At 51.9% G+C, this 21058-nt stretch carries 17 protein-coding genes and 2 pseudogenes; 11 read left to right on the top strand and 8 right to left on the bottom strand.

Annotated features, from left to right (window positions below):
• The first annotated feature begins 9 nt into the window (after positions 1–9).
• Positions 10–1089, top strand: a complete 1080-nt coding sequence (locus tag IE054_RS05595) for a helix-turn-helix transcriptional regulator (RefSeq protein WP_189404186.1) — start codon at positions 10–12, stop codon at positions 1087–1089.
• A 58-nt stretch (positions 1090–1147) separates the two neighbouring features.
• Here IE054_RS05595 and IE054_RS05600 read toward each other — a convergent pair.
• Positions 1148–1447 (bottom strand): annotated as a pseudogene (locus IE054_RS05600) (YfhL family 4Fe-4S dicluster ferredoxin); the annotation flags it as partial.
• 310 nt (positions 1448–1757) lie between these two features.
• Here IE054_RS05600 and IE054_RS05605 point away from each other — a divergent pair.
• Complete coding sequence (locus IE054_RS05605; protein ID WP_189404190.1) at positions 1758–2198, top strand: hypothetical protein; 441 nt, start codon at positions 1758–1760, stop codon at positions 2196–2198.
• 22 nt (positions 2199–2220) lie between these two features.
• Here the strand turns inward: IE054_RS05605 and mutH are convergent, their stop codons facing one another.
• On the bottom strand, positions 2221–2895 hold the full coding sequence (gene mutH, locus IE054_RS05610) for a DNA mismatch repair endonuclease MutH (protein WP_189404191.1): 675 nt from the start codon (positions 2893–2895) through the stop codon (positions 2221–2223).
• 94 nt (positions 2896–2989) lie between these two features.
• On the opposite strand from mutH, the gene rppH reads away from it, so the two are divergent.
• From rppH to IE054_RS05650, 9 genes and pseudogenes are all read left to right on the top strand, one after another.
• The gene (rppH, locus tag IE054_RS05615; RefSeq protein ID WP_189404193.1) at positions 2990–3514 is read left to right on the top strand and encodes an RNA pyrophosphohydrolase; all 525 of its coding nucleotides are present in this window, start codon (positions 2990–2992) and stop codon (positions 3512–3514) included.
• 9 nt (positions 3515–3523) lie between these two features.
• Positions 3524–5842 (top strand): phosphoenolpyruvate--protein phosphotransferase, encoded by a 2319-nt coding sequence (ptsP, locus tag IE054_RS05620; RefSeq protein ID WP_189404195.1) that lies wholly within the window; start codon positions 3524–3526, stop codon positions 5840–5842.
• Positions 5843–6081: 239 nt separating this feature from the next.
• Positions 6082–6849: pseudogene (locus IE054_RS17940) on the top strand (PAS domain-containing protein); the annotation flags it as partial.
• A 117-nt stretch (positions 6850–6966) separates the two neighbouring features.
• Positions 6967–7377 carry a methyl-accepting chemotaxis protein gene (locus tag IE054_RS17945; RefSeq protein ID WP_268245060.1) on the top strand — a complete coding sequence of 137 codons (411 nt, stop codon included), beginning with the start codon at positions 6967–6969 and terminating at the stop codon, positions 7375–7377.
• A gap of 164 nt (positions 7378–7541) precedes the next feature.
• Positions 7542–8348 (top strand): sulfite exporter TauE/SafE family protein, encoded by an 807-nt coding sequence (locus IE054_RS05630; RefSeq protein ID WP_189404199.1) that lies wholly within the window; start codon positions 7542–7544, stop codon positions 8346–8348.
• Positions 8349–8351: 3 nt separating this feature from the next.
• Positions 8352–9176: a prolipoprotein diacylglyceryl transferase gene (gene lgt / locus IE054_RS05635; RefSeq protein WP_189404201.1), complete on the top strand. Its 825-nt coding sequence runs from the start codon at positions 8352–8354 to the stop codon at positions 9174–9176.
• Positions 9173–10006, top strand: coding sequence for a thymidylate synthase (locus tag IE054_RS05640; protein WP_189404203.1), 834 nt, complete (start codon positions 9173–9175; stop codon positions 10004–10006). Before lgt ends, IE054_RS05640 begins: the two co-directional genes overlap by 4 nt.
• 11 nt (positions 10007–10017) lie before the next feature.
• The gene (locus IE054_RS05645) at positions 10018–11037 is read left to right on the top strand and encodes a response regulator (protein WP_189404205.1); all 1020 of its coding nucleotides are present in this window, start codon (positions 10018–10020) and stop codon (positions 11035–11037) included.
• On the top strand, positions 11034–12005 hold the full coding sequence (locus tag IE054_RS05650; RefSeq protein WP_189404207.1) for a sensor domain-containing diguanylate cyclase: 972 nt from the start codon (positions 11034–11036) through the stop codon (positions 12003–12005). Before IE054_RS05645 ends, IE054_RS05650 begins: the two co-directional genes overlap by 4 nt.
• Before the next feature lie 9 nt (positions 12006–12014).
• Here IE054_RS05650 and IE054_RS05655 read toward each other — a convergent pair whose 3' ends face one another.
• From IE054_RS05655 to rapA, 6 genes are all read right to left on the bottom strand, one after another.
• Positions 12015–14189 carry a response regulator gene (locus IE054_RS05655; protein WP_189404209.1) on the bottom strand — a complete coding sequence of 725 codons (2175 nt, stop codon included), beginning with the start codon at positions 14187–14189 and terminating at the stop codon, positions 12015–12017.
• A gap of 145 nt (positions 14190–14334) precedes the next feature.
• Positions 14335–15675, bottom strand: a complete 1341-nt coding sequence (locus IE054_RS05660; protein WP_189404211.1) for an AmpG family muropeptide MFS transporter — start codon at positions 15673–15675, stop codon at positions 14335–14337.
• Positions 15676–15848: 173 nt separating this feature from the next.
• Complete coding sequence (locus IE054_RS05665) at positions 15849–16172, bottom strand: hypothetical protein (protein WP_189404213.1); 324 nt, start codon at positions 16170–16172, stop codon at positions 15849–15851.
• A 282-nt stretch (positions 16173–16454) separates the two neighbouring features.
• Positions 16455–17366, bottom strand: a complete 912-nt coding sequence (locus tag IE054_RS05670) for a DUF3530 family protein (protein WP_189404215.1) — start codon at positions 17364–17366, stop codon at positions 16455–16457.
• A 57-nt stretch (positions 17367–17423) separates the two neighbouring features.
• Positions 17424–18125 (bottom strand): bifunctional tRNA pseudouridine(32) synthase/23S rRNA pseudouridine(746) synthase RluA, encoded by a 702-nt coding sequence (rluA, locus tag IE054_RS05675; RefSeq protein WP_189404217.1) that lies wholly within the window; start codon positions 18123–18125, stop codon positions 17424–17426.
• The gene (rapA, locus tag IE054_RS05680; protein WP_189404219.1) at positions 18125–20950 is read right to left on the bottom strand and encodes an RNA polymerase-associated protein RapA; all 2826 of its coding nucleotides are present in this window, start codon (positions 20948–20950) and stop codon (positions 18125–18127) included. Before rapA ends, rluA begins: the two co-directional genes overlap by 1 nt.
• Between the last annotated feature and the right edge of the window lie 108 nt (positions 20951–21058).

Raw genomic sequence — 21058 nt, forward strand, 5'->3', positions numbered from 1 at the left:
TAGATTACCATGACAGTTTCAGGGCTTTTTTATCAGTACACCCTGTACGCCACAAGCCTGGTTTATCTGGTCGTGCTGTGGCGTTACATTCAGTGTTATCAACGGCTGCCCGGGCGCCACTGGCTAACGGTAGCGGTGGGCTGCTGGCCGCTACTGGTTATTGATGAGTGGCTTAAACTGTTTGAACTCTCAGCCTTGTCTCCGTTTACCTGGCTGTTTGAGTTTGTCCCCGTGCTGTTACTCGCGGCCTGCTACAAAGCGGCAAGGCCGCTGATGCTCGACCGGGTAAAAAAATATTCACGCATGTGGGTTGTGGTCGCTGCGGTGATGCTTGCACAGATACCGCTCTGGCTGACATCACCGGACATCAAAATGCAGTGGTTTATGGCTGCGCCTGTCGGTGAGCCTCTGATCTACTGGCCATTTTACCTCGTGCCGTTGCTTACTGGTTTTGGTGTGCTGCTGTTTGGCATTCTGATTGCCGAGGATGTGCAGCATTATCATCAGCTGTTACCGGCGCAGGTGGTCGATGTGAATCAGTATAAAATCAGACGTATGGCGGGCGTCATGGGGGCTACCGTCGGCATTGCGTTTAGCTGTATTTTGCTGGTAAGCGCCGCCGCGTTTGGCTTTTTCACTATTCCGTTCTGGCTGAGTTTGTTTCATCTGGTGATGGCCGTGACCTGCTTATTTGTGATTGGTGCGCTGGTCTCACCCCGCACCACCTCACCCTGCCCACTTGATATGCAACGGCTGGATGCCTGTGATGAGTCACAGGCCGTGATGCGTGATACGTTGGCGCGCGCCGAGCAAACGATTATCCATACCAAAGGCTACAAACAACTGGGGCTGACGATTAAGGCATTCAGTCAGGATGCGGATATCGACCCCACACTGCTGGCCATTGCCCTGCGCATGAGCCCGCGAAAAAACTTTCGTGGTTTTGTGTACCACTATCGTCTGGAGTACGCCAAAAAAGTGCTGTTAAGAAGTGATGCCAAAATTAACCGTGTCGCCAGGCGTCTGGGCATAAACTCCGAAAAATTCTTAAGTGGTGCGCTGGTGAGCTATTTACGCAAAATGGACTGAGCCGTGAGCCTCGGCTGAGAAGGCATGTGGCGATAAAAAATCGCTGATACCGCGCCACTTATCCCTGCAGGGCAACGTACTTATCGGCCAGTTGCGCCAGTGATTCACGGTGCGAGGGATCCGGGATAATGCAGTCAACCGGGCATACTGCTACGCAGCTCGGGTTATCATAATGCCCCACACACTCGGTACAGCGCGCAGCATTAATCTGGTAATACGCCTCGCCCATTTGTATGGCCTGATTCGGGCATTCGTCTTCGCACAAATCGCAGTTGATGCAGTCGTCGGTTATGGTAAGTGCCATGTGCGTCGTTCCTGATTCTACCTGTTTGGTCTGTTCCCAAACTGTAGCCGTTTGTCGGTAACTATGGCTTGACGTAAATCAAGCAAATGCGAGATGAGGGGACAAGATGGAATTTACGATCAGCAATTCTCCAGCCCTCTCATGTTTACAAAGAAGCAGAGCAGGCGGAGAGTCTGTTAGACACATCGTCATGTGCCTATTAAACGCTTGCGAGAGTATTAAAAATGCGGCAGTGTATAAAAAGTAACCATGCCTGAGTGAGCTATTTGTCTGCTACTTGCAGTAGGTCGGTGTTTAGCAGTGTATGTGGTCTGCCTAACAATAATAAATTGACTTAACTACTTTAATGTAAAAAGGAATAAACGTGAACGCGTGTGAAGTCTTTACTTTCCGAAGCCGCTCAGCCTGCCAAAGTGTTTTTATTCTTTTTCTTGTCACGTTGGTTTTGACAGGATGTGGCAATCGCGCACCGCAGCATATTGTGAATAAATCCGTTGCTATTGAGCAGGGAGACTATTTTAGTCACAGCTTTAGACTCAATAGAGAGGCGACACTTGAATTAACAGTCGAGTCTCAGAACATGCCAGTCAAAATGTTTATATCGTCGAAAAAAGATGCGCCAGCTGCTGCGGCTGGGCTGCCAGTGAATGTGTGGTTCCTGTCCACCGATATATATCGTGATTCTAAATCCGGGAGATTTCCTCAGGGTGATTACACACTTTTTGTTAAACACGGCAAAGAAAAGGGTTTCTTTGATGACGCCAGCCCAGCTGCCAGGGTGAATATACTGCTATCCGGGCGCTAACGGTCTCAACACAAGCAGATGTTCAGACAAACGCGCGGTTAAGCAGTGCCTGTGTAAAGGTTTTACGCAGATAAAAGCCGCGTGGACGGGTTTTAATACGCTCACCTTCCTCATTGAGCGCGTCAGTCAGCACGCTACCATTCGCCGCCTTGGGGCGCAGGTGTAACGCATTGCCCTGGCGTGCGGTGATGGATGCCACTTCTCCCAGCAGGATACGTTCACTAAGCTCTTCCCAGTCTTGTCGCAGTAGCGCGTCTTCCTGCTCTGACGGCGACCATAGAAAGCCACTGGCAATGCGCCGCTGTGCGAGCGGGATCTGTCTGTCCCCCTCCAGCGGTAACCACAATACCTGCTGCAGTTTGTTGCGCACGTTACTGCTTTCCCAGGTGAGCCCCGGTTGCGCGATCAGTGGAGCGTAGCACACATAAGTGGTTTCAAGGACCTTTGCGCTGGCGTCAATAGGAAGGGTTTTAAGCTCCACGCCCAACGCCGGAAAATCCTGTTGTGGTTTTGAACCCGCGCTGGCACCCAGCCACAATTCAATAAGCATACCCGGCCAGCCTTTGTGACGCGACAAATCTGCGGGGATCTGCACCTCTGCGAGTTTTGCCAATTCGCCCAAAGACAGACCGGCTATAGCCTGGCAGCGATCAAGCAGTTCGTCGGTTGTGGCAGGAGGCGTAGCTGGTGGTTGCATGGTGGATTGCTCTTACAGCGATTAATGCTTTGAAAGGGCTATAGTTTATGGAAGAATGCAATAATAGATAAGTCTAGCATGCCCGGGAGTCTATGTGATAGATGCCGATGGATTCCGTGCGAATGTGGGCATAGTGATTTGCAACAAAATGGGTCAGGTATTTTGGGCAAGACGTTATGGTCAACATTCATGGCAGTTTCCACAAGGCGGAATTGATGAAGGGGAAACTGCGGAACAAACCATGTTCAGGGAGCTGCACGAAGAAGTAGGACTGACGCCAAAAGATGTCACTATTTTAAGTGTGTCGCGAAACTGGCACCGTTATAAGCTTCCCAAGCGACTAATACGCCAGGGAAGCAATCCGGTCTGTATAGGCCAAAAGCAAAAATGGTTTTTGTTGCAGCTTGACTGTGACGACAAAGATGTTGATGTACTGAAAACTGGTCATCCGGAATTTGATGACTGGCGGTGGGTAAGTTACTGGTACCCGATACGCAACGTGGTGTCGTTTAAGCGTGATGTGTATCGCCGGGTGATGAAAGAGTTTGCCGGTGTGGTGATGAATCAGAACCAGCGACAACATGCTCCGCGACGATCGCGAAGGCGGCGGCGAGGATAGGAGTCAACAGTGGGTCAGACCGGCAGCAAAGGCACAACGCTGACAACGCTAAAAAGTATCGTGCAGGAGATGAATCAAATCCCCGAGCTCGATAAGGCGTTGTTTCGTCTGGCAACTCGGGTTAAACACACGGTTAATGTTGACTCGTGCTCTATCTATCTGGCCGACTATGAGCATCAGGAATTTATTCTTAAAGCGACTGATGGGTTACATCCCGATGCGGTTGAGCAGGTCAGGATTGGCTTTTCAGAAGGACTGATTGGTCTGGTGGGGCAGCGTGAAGAGCCGCTCAATATTGAAAATGCGCACCAGCACCCGCGCTTCAAACACTATGACGAGGTGCAGGAAGAAAACCTGAACGCCTTTCTTGGCACCCCCATTATTCATCAGCGCAAAGTGCTGGGCGTAATAACGCTGCAGCAGCAACAAATGCGCCGCTTCAGCGAAAATGAAGAAGCCTTTCTGGTAACGCTGGCCACGCAACTGGCGCTGGAAATCACCAATGCAGATATTCGCGGCGCGCTGGGTACCAATACCTCGTTTGGAACAGCCCTGCGCCAGAAAAACGTGGTGGGTATACCCGGCTCACCAGGACTGGCGGTAGGCAAAGGCTTCCCGCCGGATCGCAGCTTTTCTCTACGCACCTGGGTGGTACGCCGTACCAATTCGCCGCAGGATGAAATTCAGGTATACCGCAAAGCGGTTGAAATTACCCGTGAACAGGTCGATTCGCTTTCCAAGAGCCTGGATGACGGTATTCCGGACGATGTTAAGTCCATTTTTCAGTTGTATCACCATCTGCTGGATGCCAATAGCCTGGGGCGGGAAGTGGAAGAGAAAGTCCGCCAGGGCTGGGACGCCGGTTCGTCACTGAAAATGGTAGTCGACGCCTACGCCACGCGATTTCAGGAAATGGATGACCCTTATATGCAGGAACGGGCGATTGATATTGTCGATCTGTCTAACCGCATTCTGACCAATATCCTGATCGAGGCCAAAGGCAAGAAGATTGTCGAAAAGCAGCCTCTTGAAGACAGCATTCTGGTGGCCGAAGAAGTCTCAGCGACCATGCTGGCCGAATTTCCGCGGGATAAACTAAAAGGCATTATTTCAATTAAAGGCTCGGCCAATTCCCACGCTGCCATCCTGGCCCGGGCCATGGGCGTGCCGGCTGTGATGGGCTGTCAGTCATTGTCGCCAGCGCTGTTGGAAGAGAAAGATATATTACTGGATGGCTATTCCGGTGAAGTGATTGTATCGCCTGAACGTACTATTCGCAGTGAGTTTATTCACCTCATTGAGGAAGAAGAGGCCATATCTGAGCGCATTAATGCGGAGTCGGATCAGCCCTGCCAAAGTCAGGACGGCTGCCGGATGTCGCTGTTTATCAACGCCGGGCTATCAGCCGAAGCAGAGCTTGGTAGTGCCAATATGGGCGCGGGTATTGGTCTGTTCCGCACAGAAATTCCGTTTATGATGCGGGAGCGCTTCCCGTCCGAAAAAGAACAGGTTGAGCTCTACCGTCAGATACTCAGTGCCGCCCCGGATTTGCCCATCACCATGCGTACCCTGGATGTCGGCGGTGATAAACCATTACCTTACTTCCCCATTAATGAGGAAAATCCGTTCCTGGGCTGGCGCGGAGTAAGGCTGACTCTGGATCATCCTGAAATATTTCTTGTACAGATCCGCGCCATGCTTCGTGCCAGCATTGGCTTTGATAATCTGCAAATCATGTTACCAATGATTTCCTCGGTAGGCGAAGTTGAAGAAGCCAGGCGGCTGATTGACCAGGCGTTTTTTGAGATCCGCGATGAGATAAAAGACTCGGGCGAGCGCCTTAACAAGCCACGTATTGGTATTATGCTGGAAGTGCCCTCGGTGCTGTATCAGTTACCGCAACTGGCTAAACAGGTAGACTTTTTTTCGGTTGGCAGTAACGATCTCACCCAGTATCTGCTGGCGGTGGACCGCAATAATACGCGGGTGGCCGGGCTATACAACAGCTACCACCCTGCCGTGTTAGGGGCGTTATATGACATTGTGAAACAGGCGAATGTCAGCCAGGTTCCGGTAACTGTCTGCGGCGAAATTGCCGGCGAACCAGGCGGTGCCATTCTTCTGATGGGAATGGGCTACCGGCGCTTAAGTATGAATGCGTTTAACCTGCGCAAAGTAAACTGGCTGATACGTAACGTTAATCTAAGCGAAAGTAAGCACCTGCTATCAAGGGCGCTGACATCCTCGTCGCACCAGGAAGTGTTTCTGCATCTTAATCAATACTTGGAAAGCAAAGGTCTGGGCGGGCTGATTCGGGCCGGTGCCTGACAACGGGGAGCACGCATTCTCTGTATGTCTTGGGCACTGCTTTTGTAACAGTTTAAGCTACACTTGATTGTACATTCGTAAGGAACGTGAGCGGGTTATCCCGTCGTTTGTTCTGTCTTATGCGACAGACTGAGACAGGTAACGGCCTGCGTTTCGGTATTCAGGGAGAATGCGAATGCATCTGAGGCCGCAGTGTTACTTCTGGCCTGTTCGCATCTTTCTTAACACAAAGGACTGTTTTGAAATTATTCCGTCTATCACCCTCAAAAACTGACACCACCATCACTGACACCCAGGATAACGACAGTGCAGCCTTACAGGCGATCCGGGAAAATACCGGTATGATTGTATTTACGCCGGATGGCCACATCGAAGATGCGAATGCGTTGTTTCTTGATGTCGTGGGCTACCAGCGCGAGGAGCTGATTGGTCAGCACCACAGGGTGTTGTGTCCACCAGAGTATGCGCAGTCACCGGCTTACCGTGAATTCTGGCAGGCACTGGCAGCAGGGCGTCAGCAACGTGGCACGTTCCGGCGTGTTGATAAGCAACAGCAGTCTGTCTGGCTGGAGGCAACCTACTGCCCGGTTACTGATAATACCGGGGCGGTGACAAAGATCGTGAAACTGGCCAGCGATATCACTGACAATCACTACACTATGCTACGCAGCCAGGCCCGCCTCGATGCGCTTGACAGAAGCATGGCTGTGATAGAGTTTACCCCCGACGGTAAAATTCTGACTGCTAATGACAATTTTTTGGACGTGATGCACGTATCCATGGAAGACATTAAAGGCAAACATCATCGTATTTTTTGTGATGATCGCTTTTACACGGAGCATCCCGACTTCTGGCATAAGCTGGCACAAGGTGAGTTTTATTCGGGGCGCTTTGAACGCCGGGACGGACATGGTCAGACGATATGGCTGGAAGCAACCTACAACCCAGTGACTGGCGAGGACGGACAGGTTGAGCGTGTGATCAAGTTTGCGTCCGATATTACGCAACGCGTTGCCTCGGCGAGAGACGCCATTGAGCTTGCCAGCCAGACATCGGCAATCACCTCCCAACAGACCAGTGACGCCGTAAGTGCGTTACACCGGGCCATTGATATTTCTGAGCATATTCGCACGCAGGTCGATAAGACCACGGGCAGCAGTGAGCATCTTGCCAGACAATCTACTGATATTCGTAATATCGTTTCAACCATTCGCAGTATTGCAGAGCAGACCAATCTGCTTGCCCTGAATGCTGCCATTGAAGCGGCACGTGCCGGGGAAGCCGGCCGGGGCTTTGCAGTGGTTGCCGATGAGGTGCGGACTCTGGCTGCCCGGGCGGCGACAGCAACAGAAGAGATTGAAGACGTGGTGCTCACCAACGGTACCCTCATTAACGAAATTGACAGTCAGATTCGGCAAATTTATTCGGGTACCCAGGAAAGTGAGAAAGCCATGGGGTCTGTTTCTCAAAGTATCCAGGACGCGCGCCAGGGAATGGAACGTCTGGTCTCTGAAATTCAGAGTCTGATTAAGTAGTTTTTCAGGCGTTGGTGCGTGTCTGTCTTCGCTTAACGCCTGAATACGCACGGGGGGCTGACTTGATGAGTTGCCCGATTGTATGACGGGGAGGCCACCGACTTATTCGCACCCTTTTTCAACAATCTGTGGTAGGCTACCGGTGTTTTTCAGAAGGACGTCGCGTGGATCCAATAATAATAACTCTCGTGTGTTGCGCAGTGCTGGGCGTGGTCGTTGGACTACTTGCCGGTATGCTGGGTATCGGCGGTGGTGTCATTATTGTTCCCGCGCTCTCATACCTGCTTGTTCACCTGCATGATATGGATGCCAGCATCGTTATGCCGGTGGCGGTTGCAACGTCGCTATCCACCATTATTTTCACCGGGGCATCGTCTGCCTTTGCACACTACAAACTGGGCAATTTGCGCAAACATATTGTACTGTATACGGGCATTGGCATTGCTGTTGGCGCGATTATAGGCGCGCAGGTGGCCAGTCATATTGACGGCGATCTGTTACGTCATATCTTTGCCGGGCTGGTCATTCTTATTGCGCTGCAAATGATTTTTGGTAAAACCCGCGAGTCTGCGACGCCCGCAACACCGTCAATACTGATCACGGCAGGCGGCGGAACAGGCATTATCAGTGCGCTGATGGGGATTGGTGGCGGCGCAGTGCTGGTACCGGCGCTGGTCTGGTTTAAGGTCAATATGCGCCATGCCATAGGTTGCGCTGCGTTAGGCGGGATGGTGATTGCCGTATTTGGTACACTTAGCTTCATTATCGCGGGCCTGGGCAAGGTAAATCTGCCTGCAGGTGGCCTGGGCTTTGTCTATTTGCCAGCTACAGCCGGAATTGTGGCAACGTCAATCTTTACGGCCAGTATCGGTGCCCGGCTTGGCCAGAAAGTAAACACTAAATTTTTAAAGCGTCTGCTGGCTACATTGCTGGTGGTTGTCAGCATTCGCATGATCGCAGGAATAGAGTAACGGATGGTTGAAAGTAGTTATTTTGTTTTTCCCAGTATCGATCCGATAATTTTCAGTATCGGCCCGTTGAGTGTCCGCTGGTACGGTATGATGTATTTAGTCGGCTTTATTGCGGCTTATCTGCTTGCTCAGAAGCGTCTTGAAAATACCTCGTGGAGTCGCGATCAACTCAGTGATCTGCTGTTTTGGGGCTTCGTGGGTGTCATCATCGGCGGGCGTCTGGGTTATGTGCTGTTTTATCAGTTTGGATTATTTATAGATAATCCGCTGTATCTGTTCAAAATCTGGGCCGGCGGTATGTCATTTCACGGTGGTCTGCTGGGCGTGCTGGTGGCCTTGTACTGGCAGTCGCGGCGTATGAAAACCACGTTTCTGGCTCTGGGTGACTTTGTTGCCCCGCTTGTGCCCATTGGTCTGGGTGCGGGAAGAATCGGCAATTTTCTCAATGCGGAATTGTGGGGGCGTCCGACCGATGTGCCCTGGGCGGTAATTTTCCCTGACGCCGGTAATCTCCCTCGTCATCCTTCACAGTTATATGAGTTTGCGCTGGAAGGTGTACTGCTGTTTATTATCCTGTGGCTTTACTCAGCCAGGCCCCGTCCTACTGGGGCAGTCAGCGGTCTGTTTTTAGCGGGATATGGCAGCTTCCGCTTTATCGTTGAATACTTCCGCGAACCCGATGCGCATATTGGCCTGTATCAGCTCGGCTTGAGTCAGGGTCAGTTACTTTGTATACCTATGATTTTACTGGGCGTATGGCTTATTATTCGTGCATACACCAAGAACAGCAGAACAAACGCTAAGACCAAGAATTCGGCATCATCATGAAAGAATATTTAACGCTTATGCGCCATGTACGCGACCATGGCGTCGAAAAAACGGATCGTACCGGTACCGGCACCCGCAGTGTGTTTGGTTATCAGATGCGCTTTGATTTACAGCAAGGCTTCCCGCTGGTGACCACAAAAAAATGTCATCTGCGTTCAATCATTCATGAATTGTTGTGGTTTTTGAAAGGCGATACCAATATTGCCTACTTAAAAGATAATGGCGTATCCATCTGGGATGAATGGGCAAGCGACGAAGGCGAGCTGGGACCTGTCTATGGCCATCAGTGGCGCTCCTGGGATCGCGGCGACGGCACCAGTATAGACCAGATTACGGAGGTCATCGAACAGATTAAAACCAACCCGGACTCCCGACGCCTTATCGTTAGTGCCTGGAACCCATCGGTTTTGCCGGATACCCGTCTCTCACCTAAAGAGAATGCAGCGCAGGGCAAACAGGCATTACCACCCTGTCACACCATGTTTCAGTTTTATGTGCATGACGGCAAACTGAGTTGTCAGTTGTATCAGCGCAGCGCAGACATCTTTCTTGGTGTGCCTTTTAATATTGCCAGCTATGCACTGCTGACCATGATGATAGCGCAGGTATGCGGACTTGAAGCGGGCGACTTCATTCATACTCTGGGCGACGCGCACCTGTATAGCAATCACATGGAGCAGGTAGAAACACAGTTGTCGCGCGTGCCTTATCCAAGGCCGCATATGCGTATCAATCCCGAGGTGCGGGATATTTTCAGCTTCAGTTATGACGATTTCACTCTGGAAGGATATCAGGCGCACCCGCATATCAAAGCGCCAGTGGCTGTGTAGAGGAAGGCTGGATGAGTACCCATGTTCTGATCTGTGATGATTCATCGTTTGCCCGCAAGCAAATGGCGCGCAGTATCCCTGACAACTGGGACGTGTCACTTAATTTTGCCGAAAACGGTGAAGAGGCACTGACCATGATCCGCGAGGGAAAGGGTGACATCATGTTTTTGGATCTGAATATGCCGGTCATGGATGGCTATCAGACCATGCAGGTTATCCGCAACGAAGACTTACCCTGTCTGGTGATCGTGGTGTCGGGCGACGTGCAGCCTGAAGCACGTACCCGTATGGTCGCAATGGGGGCGCTGGACTTTATCCGCAAACCCATCGATAACGATAAACTCACCAGTTTGTTGCGTCAGTATGGTATTTACAGTGGCGACAGCGCCGTTTCGCAAACGCAAGATGCGGCCCTGACGCCCGGGAAGGCCAGCGATGAGGAAAAGCTCGATGCGTACCGGGAACTGGTCAACGTCGCCATGGGCCGGGCAGGCGAAAATCTGGCGAAGTTAATGGGTGAATTCATCCATCTGCCGATCCCCAATGTCAATTTGCTGGAAAGCAATGAGCTGCTCATGGCGGTGGCTGAAATTAACCACAACGAGAGCGTTTCTGCGGTTTCTAAAGGGTTTGTCAGCGCCGGGATAAAGGGCGAGGCGCTGGTTATTTTCAGTGATACCAATACGCAGAATATTGTGGAACTGCTGCGGTATGAATCGACCGTGGGCGGCCATCGTCAGGAGTTAGAGGCGCTGATGGATGTCTCAAATATTCTTATTGGCGCCTGCTTAAATGCACTCTCAGAACAACTTTCTCTGCGCTTTAGTCATAGTCACCCGATTTTGCTGGGTCGCCATCAGGGACTGGATGTATTGTTGAAAGATAATATTCGTCATCTGGATAAGATTATGGCAGTAGAAATTGGCTATGCCATTAAAAGTCGCGACATTAGCTTTGATCTGTTATTGCTGTTCCCGGATGATGCCATGGAGCGTATTTATACCCGGTTTGTTGATAAGGAGGGGGCATGAGCGAAACGCCAGCCACTGACTGGATGCAGGAGCTGTTCAGCTCCATTGAAGTTGGCATCGTAGTGCTTGACCGGGCGTTTACCGTCGAAGTCTGGAATCAGTTTATGGAAAACCACTCCGCTCTGACATCCGAGGCGGTATGCGGCGACTCGTTGTTTACGCACTTTCCTGAGATTGATGAAAAGTGGCTGCGCGCCAAGGCAGGGCCGGTGTTCGATTTAAATACACCGGTGTTTCTGATTTGGGAGCAGCGCCAGTACCTGTTTAAATTTGGCAGCACCCGCCCGGTAACGACAAGCACAGAATACATGTACCAGAATGTCACCATGTTTCCGCTGTTAAATGCTGACAAAGGCGTAGATCGGCTTTGTATGCTGGTGTACGACGTAACCGATCAGGCCCTGGGCAAAACCCGGGTAGAGCAGCTGAACGAAGAACTAAAGGTAATGAGCCGGATTGATGGTTTGACAGGCTTGTATAACCGTCGTTACTGGCAGGAGCGGTTCGACTACACCTTCAAGCTGGCGCAGCGTCGCAACAAGCCTATTACTGCCCTAATGCTCGACATTGATCACTTTAAAAAGGTCAACGATACCTACGGCCACCAGGCGGGGGATAAAGTTATTCAGGCACTGGCACAGGTGATTAAAAAGAGTGTGCGGGAAACCGACCTGGCGGGCCGGTATGGCGGTGAAGAATTTGCCATCATACTTACCGACTCAGACAGCACCAATGCCACGAAGGTTGCAGAGCGGATCCGCGCGCTGTCTGAAGCAGAAGTGGTGACGCATGAGGATGACACCATTCGCTTCACGGTCAGCCTGGGGCTGGCAGAGTACTGCCCGGACTGTCACTCGTCCATGCAGTGGCTCGAGCTTGCCGATCAGGCGCTCTATGACGCCAAGCAAAACGGCCGCAACCAGTTTTGCATTCGCACCTATGATGCCAGTCAGGGCGGCCAGCGCTAAATACGTAGCTTAGTCTGATAACGTCAGACGCAATGTGTTTTTTAATTCCTGATAGGTTACGGGTTTCACCAGGTGATAGCGGATCCCCGCCTGCCGGGTTTGTTCCTTTTCACTGGCAAAGGCATTCGCGGTGACCGCAATGATGGGAATTCTCACGCCTTTTTCTCGGGCGATTAACGCTAACTCTACACCATTCACGTCAGGTAAATTGATGTCCAGTAACACGGCATCAAACACTTCGGTGTTAAGTCGCTGCAGCGCATCCTCGCCGTTATGTACAACGACACTGTTGTGACCCATGCAGTGCACCATATGCCGAATAATATCAGCATTGATGGGCTCATCTTCGACGATCAGAATACGGGCGTCAGGGATGGGCGTCAGGGGACGGAATGCACGATTGGCAAGCTGCTGTAAGGTGTCGGACAGGCGGTGCTGGTCTAACGGTTTGACAAAGGCCTGCCACGCGCCAATCTCACTGTTGGCCATAATGTTGGCTATATCAGGCGTGGCGGACATCATGATCACCGGCGGTGTGCGCTTGCCAAACATGGCTGAGACGGTCGACGCGAGCTCCAGGCCATTAATCCCGGGCATGTAAAAGTCGGCAATAATTGCAGCATAGCCTGGAATACGGTCGTTGTTAGCCAAAAATTCAGAGCCGGAGGAAAAACAGTCCGCAGTAAATCCCTGTTGCTGAATAATGTTACTCACATGCAGCCGGCTGATCTCCAGATCGTCAACCACTGCAAAGCACACGCCCGGTTTGACTTGCGGCGCTGACGCGCGATGTGTACTGCGATTCAGCGGAAAGGTCAGGGTAAACTCGCTGCCAATACTTTGCTGGCTTGCCAGGTGGATTTCTCCGCCACAGGCTTCAGCGTACTTTTTGGCGACCGTCAGGCCAACGCCAGCGCCGGCATATTGCTGGTAGCCGGGTGCATCGACGCGGTAAAAACGATCAAATATCTTCTTCTGGTCTTCGTCTTTAATACCAATGCCACTGTCGGTGATCTTAACCGTCAGCTGGTAGCGCTTGTTCACCACGTGACAACTTACCAGTACGTTGATAAATCCATCTGACGTAAACTTAATTGCATTGTCCATGACATTTTTTATCACCCTGGTAATGGCATCAGGATAGCCGGTAACAAAGGTGGGCATGGTGGTCTCACACTGCATACTAAACTCAAGTTGTTTGGCGCGGCTGGGCGCAGACCAAGGTGCAATACACTCATCCAGAAGGGCAATCAGATCAAAGCTCTCCCTGGTGGGAGAGGGCGCTGCTGTATTACCCATAATATCCAGCAGGTTGTTGGTCAGATTAAGTAAGCGGTAACAGGCCTGTTCCGCCTGTTGGATCAGCTCATCCTGCCTGGCACGCATATTGGGAATGAGCTCCAGTGCGCCGACAATAGCGCTGATGGGGCCACGAAACTCATGGCTGATGGTAGTCAGAAAGTGCGCTCTGGTCTCGGCGGATGAATTGTTTTGCAGCTCCTGCTGATGTAACGCCAGATTCTCTCGGCATAGCGCATCAATTGCGGCACCAACGTGACGCCTGGCCGGGCGTAAGAGGAAGCTCCAGCAGAGTATATATACCAAAATAAGCAAAATGGCACCGGTTAACAGCCATTGGTTTTTGTCTCTCGCTTTATCTGCAATGAGCTGCTCAAACAATACGACGGCTCTATCCAGACGGTCGTACAGCGCTTCGACTTCTGCTGCGCTGGGCGTTGGGTAATCAGGCAGGGCATTGACCGGAAGCTTGCCCATCTGTTGGGCTCGAAGGGCAAAGCGTTGACTGCGCTCATCCAGTGACAAAAGATGGCTGGAATAGTAGTCATCAATAGCATTGCTCAGCGGTGTCGCGCGCTCATCACTGGGCTGCTTGCCGGTGAGTACTGCATGATTGTGTTGAAATGTCGTGGCGAGTTGACGCAGTTCTTCCTGTAAGGCCGCAGTATTGGTCCGGGGCGCAGACTTTAACTGATACGTCACGAATGCTATCTGGCGTGCAAGTGCGCGCTGCTTGCCCGCCATATTGACCAGTTGTGGTAAATACGCGTCATCCCGGGCTTGCCACGCTACACCGGCCAACAGCAATGCGGTTGCCAGTCCGATACAGACCAGGGTATTGATATGTGCTCGTTTGAGGTGACGGCGCGCGGCGTCTAACTTCATTATCAGCGGTTCCCTGCTAATTGTGTCTGCCCTGATTTATCCAGTTCGGTGTCTGAAGGGACATCCAGTCACCTGTCAAACATAGAGGCTCTTGTTGATAATTGCAAAGTAGAGGCGGGCATTTGCGATGAACAGCCAGTCAGATTTATCCAGCCCTCTGCTCGAGACGCACAATATGGTGACGGATACGATACAAAAAAATCAGGCTGGGAATAACCATGATGGCGGTGATAATAAAAAACAGACGCCAGTCGCCGTCCAGACCATCCACAATAAAGCCGCTGGAAGAAGCCAGTAAGGTACGCCCCGCTACACTCAACGATGCCATCAAAGCATATTGTGTTGCGCTGAAGGCGCGGTTACACAGCAATGATATAAACGCGACCATGGCAACCGTACTCCAGGATGCGGTAAAACCGTCAATGATTACCGCGGCGGCCAGTAGTGAAGTACTCGGCCCTGTGGTGGCCAGCCATGCAAACATCAAATTAGAGGAAGCCATTGCAATGCCGGCAATCATCAGGCCACGATAAATGCCGTAGCGAATATTGACTGCACCACCGATAATTGAAAAAACAATGGTTACCCACCAGTTGAGTAACTTGGAGTAGCTGCCAATATCGCTGTTAGAAAAACCAATCTCCTTGTAGAACACGATACTCATCCGGCCTAAAAAGGCTTCGCCAATTTTGAACAAAAACACGAATAACAAAATGGACAGTGCCAGGCGTACACCGTTGCGTACAAAGAAGTCACGAAAAGGCTCAACCAGGGTTACCATTATCCAGGTTGTTGTGGCGCGTAGCAGTGGGTGGCCGGTTATATCGGTAAGCCGTGACTGATAAGCCTTCGCCGCCGCAGCATGAATAGCGTCGCGATCGATCTGAGGCTCGTTGGCAAACAGTGTAGCCAGCGCCAGTATTACCATGCCTATACCTAATAAAAGGTATATTTGCGGCCAGTACCAGCTTGCCGAATCGGCGATGAAAAAAGGTACAGCGCCTAAGCCGCCATAGCCCGTCCACCAGCCAGCAGTGGCCATTGACGAACCTGATGAGAGCTTCTCTTTTTCATCCTCATCGATGATATCAATACGGTAGCCGTCAATGGCGATATCCTGTGTGGAGGACGCAATCGCAATCAGCAGGCCGGTGATGGCAATCGCATACAGATCCGCGCTGGCATTAAGTGAAGACATGAACAGGCAGCACGTTGCAATAACAAGTTGCATTGCAAGGATCCAGCCACGCCGCTGCCCCAGCCATTTTGGTCGGACTCTGTCAATCAGAGGTGACCACAAAAAGTTGACGGAGTAGACAGCGAAAATGGCACCAAACAGCCCAATGGCAGAGCGAGACAGCCCCTCATCTTTCAGCCAGGCCGACAGCACCGAGCCGATCATGACCCAGGGAAAACCACTGGAGATGCCAAACAAAAATATACTGACCAGACGACGGTCAAGAAATGCATTAAAGGCGCTTATCACAGCAACGACTTACCGACAGGCAAAACCGTATTGGGCCATGAATTCAGGCTGAGTGCAACGTTAGGAAGATGCGAATAAGTCTGTCATCACTCGACGAGTCCAAAAGTGCGTAGTCGCAAGGCAGGCTTTGTAAGTAATGGCCGTCGCCTAAGGTAAGAAAGCGCTTGCCTGATTCAGGGACGAATACCAACACAGTCGAACGGACAGTAGCCTTTGCCTTCCAGGTAGTGAATACAATTGGCCAGTTCTTCAATGAGGTAATTATCGTACATAAGCTTGTCTTCGTGCCAAAAATGCATTTGATGCAGCAGGTGCCAGAAAACACGCTCCTTCTGGCTGTAAGGCTGGTCGAGCTGATAGCTAACCTGACCCCATTCTTCCAGCGTATCCCAGAAGAACAGCTCCAGCTCCCGGAAGGGCAGATCACCCTGCCAGAACGCTCGAAGGTAAAAACACAACTGCCGGGCTTTTAGGTTTACAAATGCTTTAACTTTCACGCGTCGCCAGCCACCTTGCATAAAGACATATCCCTATTATAGCTAGCTGCAGCAACATTTCCTGCCCGTCCCCGGATTTTGGGGTGAGGCGATTGAAATTTCGGTTAAAAAATATTTTTTGTTTATAAAGTAGCCGGTGTGCATGCGTGGGAAGAGAATGCACAGGTGTCCTGACGCGCGCCGTGACTGCCAAATTAATATCATCAGGACAGGTATGGGCGGTATACATGCACCTATCGCCAGGTGATATCTGCTACAAATCTGTTTCAGGCTGAATAACCGTCACCAGCCAAGGTGTGTTGTCCAGCCGTAAATGCGCCCTGCAAGGCGCGTGGCAAAGGGCGACACCGCAGAAGCGGTTGACGGGGATGCGGTTGCTGGCACAGTTGTGCCAATCTGACGGCCGCCAAAGCTGGTCGAGCCGGCAATAGACGATGAGCCCAGTGCCAGCATAACCTGCTGCCGATAGAGCATTTTGAGTTCGGTTCGGGCTTTCTGACTACGGCGGTGACGGGTAGACAGCGCCCAGTTATTATAGTCGTCCATTCCCACATCCAGCACCGGATACGCCGATTGTGCAATGTTGTCAACGACGGCCTGGTTATGTACCCGCTCAGGCCAGAAGGGCGAGAGCACGATGGCAGTATCAGGCGGCGATACGTTTTCACTGTTGGTAATGTCCAGTAACAGTGCCGCGCCCATTCCCTGAGCAATCACCATACGAAATCCGTCTTTGTCAGCCGTATGCTGAAACACGGCGTTGAGCAGCAGGGTAAAGGTGTTACGCGAATCCGAATAACCAATGACCGGCGTCTGACTGTCAGCGCGGGGGTGAATAAGCGTGTCTTCAGAGGGAAGCGCAGGGGTTGCCGTAACGGGCGTAAACATGGCGGGTACGAGCAATGTATCCCAGCCCTGATCGTTGAGGCGCTCACTGATTTGTGCAGCCACATCAAAGGTCAGCCCCATACTTCCGGATTCGTATAACAGTACGGCAACGCCGCGCTTTAACGGGATCGCAGAGGGAGAAGGAAAAACCGCAACAGACTGTTCACCCACCATTAATGACTGGGTTTCGTCAGCAAAAAACTGCCGCGCTGTGTCATTGTCAGCCGGCGCTGCTGTCGTGTTCCCCACGCTGAAAAAGAGCGCTGTGACATACGCAATGATGGCTGATACTGCGTTGCTTTTCATGGCCTTTAGTACGTTTACATTCGGTATTAACAGATATCGGCAGGGGCAGGCATAACTTCACTGTTCGTCTGTTGTTAATTGTGCAGGCTGATAATCACTGAACGGCAGGGTACTGCAAAAGTGCATCCAGTTGCCTGCAACCGGGTGCTGCACAATGAGGGTTTGGGCATGCAGTTGCAGACGCGGTGCACGGGCTTTTGCCTCCGATGACGCGTACAGTCTGTCCCCCAGGATTGGGTGACCAAGGGCCAGCATATGGACCCGCAGTTGGTGCGAGCGACCCGTCACCGGATGCAATTCAACCAGGGTTTCTGCTGTGTCACGCTGAATGACCCGATATTGCGTGAGCGCCGCTTTGCCACTTTCATAGCAAATTTTTTGTTTAGGCCGGTTTGGCCAGTCAACAATCAGCGGCTCAGTAACTTCACCTTCGTCGTCACGGATCTGACCATCGACTCTGGCGTAGTAGCGCTTCTTTGGAATGCGTTCGCGGAATTGCCGCGACAACTCACTGTTGGCGGCTTTATTCATGGCCAGGATCAGCAAGCCGGAGGTAGCCATGTCCAGGCGATGGACGATACTGGCAGTGGGGAACACCCGCTGCGCGCGGGTGGCCATTGAATCGTAGTGGGCAGCACGTCGTCCTGGCACACTCAGCAGGCCGCTTGGCTTATCCACTACCAGAATGTCGTCATCCTGATAGATAATTGGCAGCAGTGGCGACGGGGGCGGATTGTAGACAAACTCAGGGTTTACCATCAGGGGTTGTTCACCACAATCCGCAGCGCATCCAGGTGTACGTCGGCACGCTGGATGGCTTTATCCAGCGCTGACAGCTGATGCTCAACAAAATCGATCTCACTGTCGCGAATCGCCGGATTGCGCTGTTGCAAATCACGTAAACGCTGAGCTTCTGCTCCCAGCACCTGATGCGCTTCTTCCAGCGCATCATGCTGAAGCTGGTTGGCTTTCTGATGCGCCAGCTTACGTGCCTTTTCAAGGTGCGTACTGACCGGCTGCTGCAATGCACCGAGTAGTTGTTTGGCTATTTTTCTGCCTGCCGGACGGCGTACATCGAAGTTAAGATCTACGTTGTTGCCTTGCGCATCTATACACAGACGAATTGGCGTGGTCGGCAAAAAACGCTTCAATTGCAGTGTTTTTGGTGCGTTGGCATCAAGCACAAACAGCGCCTCCAGCCAGTAGGCGCCTTTCGGTAATGAAGGATCAACCACAAAACCGATGCTGCTTTTACCGTGAATATCGGTCACTACCATATCAATCGCATGGTGCACCAGCGGGTGGTCCCAGCTTAAAAAGTGAACGTGTTCAAGGGCCGTGGCGACACGGCGCTTGTAGGTTACCGTCATCCCTTCTGCGGGCAGTCCGGGTAACTGATTGACCATGGATTCACCGGGCTTAAGAATGAAACAGTCGTGGCCTTTTTCCTCCTGGACAACACCTATGGCATCCAGCAAACGGCCCATAAACCGGGACAGACCAAGGTCTGAGTCTAGCTCGATTATTGACTCCAGCAGCCCTCCCACTTTACCGTCACCAGATGCATTAAGTTCCAGCAGACGATCGCGTCCGGCTTCAAGCTGCGCAGTGAGTTCGCGATTCACATGCTCGCTGCGATCGACAAGCTCTGCCCGGGTCACCGGATCGTCCGGTTGCAGACAGGCCGATAACAGCAGGGTTTTGACATCGTCAAACACGCCCTGACCGGTAGGGCAGGTATGACAGAACGCATCAAGCCCTTCGTCGTACCATTCTTTCAGAACATCCTGAGCACTGTCTTCAAGATAAGGCACGTGAATCTGTACCTCGTTCGTCTGGCCAATACGATCCAGGCGCCCAATACGTTGCTCAAGCAAATCCGGTGTCAGTGGTAAATCGAATAACACCAGATGATGAGCAAACTGAAAATTTCGTCCTTCACTGCCAATTTCGCTGCACAACAGTATTTGTGCGCCCTCTTCCTGTTGTGAGAAATAGTGGGCGGCTTTATCACGTTCAACAATTGTCATGCCTTCATGAAAGACACTGTGGCGAATGCCGGTCTGCTGCCGGATCACTTCCCCTAACTGTTGCGCTGTGGTTGCACTGGCGCAGATAAGCAAAACTTTTTCAGGCTTGATGGAGCCTAAGAACGACAATAACCAGTCAACCCGCGGATCAATGCTGGTCCAGTCTGAAACAAGCTTCGGCTGACGCTCCGGGTACAATGCCAGAGTTAAATCATCGCCAGCCACAGCATGTTCGTATTCATCAGGAAGTGGCAGCGGATACTCATGCATTACACGGCCCGGAAAGCCTTCAATGCCGGCCCGACGATTACGGAACAGCAGTCGGCCGGTGCCATGGCAATCAATCAGTTGATGTAACAGCGCATCCCGTGCGTTGGCATCATCCAGATCGCCGGTATGCGCCATCACCTCCGGTGCCAGCTGACGGAGCTGCTCGCGCTGACTGTTATCGGGCACCGTATCGGATAACAGCGGTGCGACGGCATCGGCCAGATCACTGTAGCGGGATTCTTCCTGCAAAAATGCCTGATAGTCGTGAAAACGCGCTGGATCCAGCAATCGCAACCGCGCAAAGTGACTTTCATGGCCAAGCTGATCCGGTGTGGCAGTGAGCAACAGCACACTGTCGATAGCATTGGCCAGTGCTTCCACACACTGATACTGAGACGACGGGGCATCGGCAGACCAGGCCAGATGATGGGCTTCATCCACAACCAGCATGTCCCAGCCAGCGTCTAATGCCTGTTGGTGGCGCATCGGATTATTGTTCAGAAAGTCGAGACTGCACAATACCAGCTGGTCGTTTTCAAACGGGTTGCCGTCGGTGTCTTCCAGCGCTTCGCAGCGGCTTTCATCGTAAATAGAAAAGGCCAGGTTCACGCGCCGGAGCATTTCAACCAGCCACTGATGAACCAGCGAATCGGGAACCAGAATGAGTACCCGGCTGGCACGCCCGGTTTGAATCTGGCGGTGAATTATCAGTGCCGCTTCAATGGTTTTACCCAGCCCTACTTCATCGGCCAGCAGTACCCGGGGGGCATGGCGGTCGCCGACTTCTGAGGCGATATGCAACTGGTGCGGAACCAGCGCGATACGCGCGCCACCCAGGCCGATAGTCTCAGAGCGGTAGTAATTGTACTGATGCTCGACGGACGACAGACGTAAGTCGAACCATTTAGGGTGATCAAGCTGATTGGCAAACAGCCGCTTTTCGGGTTGATTAAGACGAATATGGTGATCGATTAGCGGCTCAGGGAGTCGCACCTGCGCTTTGGTATCTTCACGCAGGCCGTGATAGATGAGTGTACCGCTGCTTTCTTCTACACGGTCAATGTTGCATTCCCAGCCGTCTTCGCTTTTCACGGTCTCGCCGGTTTCAAAGGTCAGCCTGGTCAGAGGCGCTTCCTGTTTGGTATATATCCGGCTTTCACCCACTGCCGGGAACATGACCTCGACTGAGCGAAAGTCTACATTTACCACGGCCCCAAGGCCCAGTTCAGATTCAGTGTTACTTAACCAACGTTGCCCGACAGCAAACGGCGTATCTGCACTCATAATTTACCCATCATTAAATCAGGAGGGTATTGTACGCACAGGCTTAGGGTGAGGAAAGTCTGGCTGCTCAAATTCCCTGATGATCGTATTAACTGGTATTCGGTTGTT

This window comes from Alteromonas halophila (assembly GCF_014651815.1).
GTDB lineage: Bacteria > Pseudomonadota > Gammaproteobacteria > Enterobacterales > Alteromonadaceae > Alteromonas > Alteromonas halophila.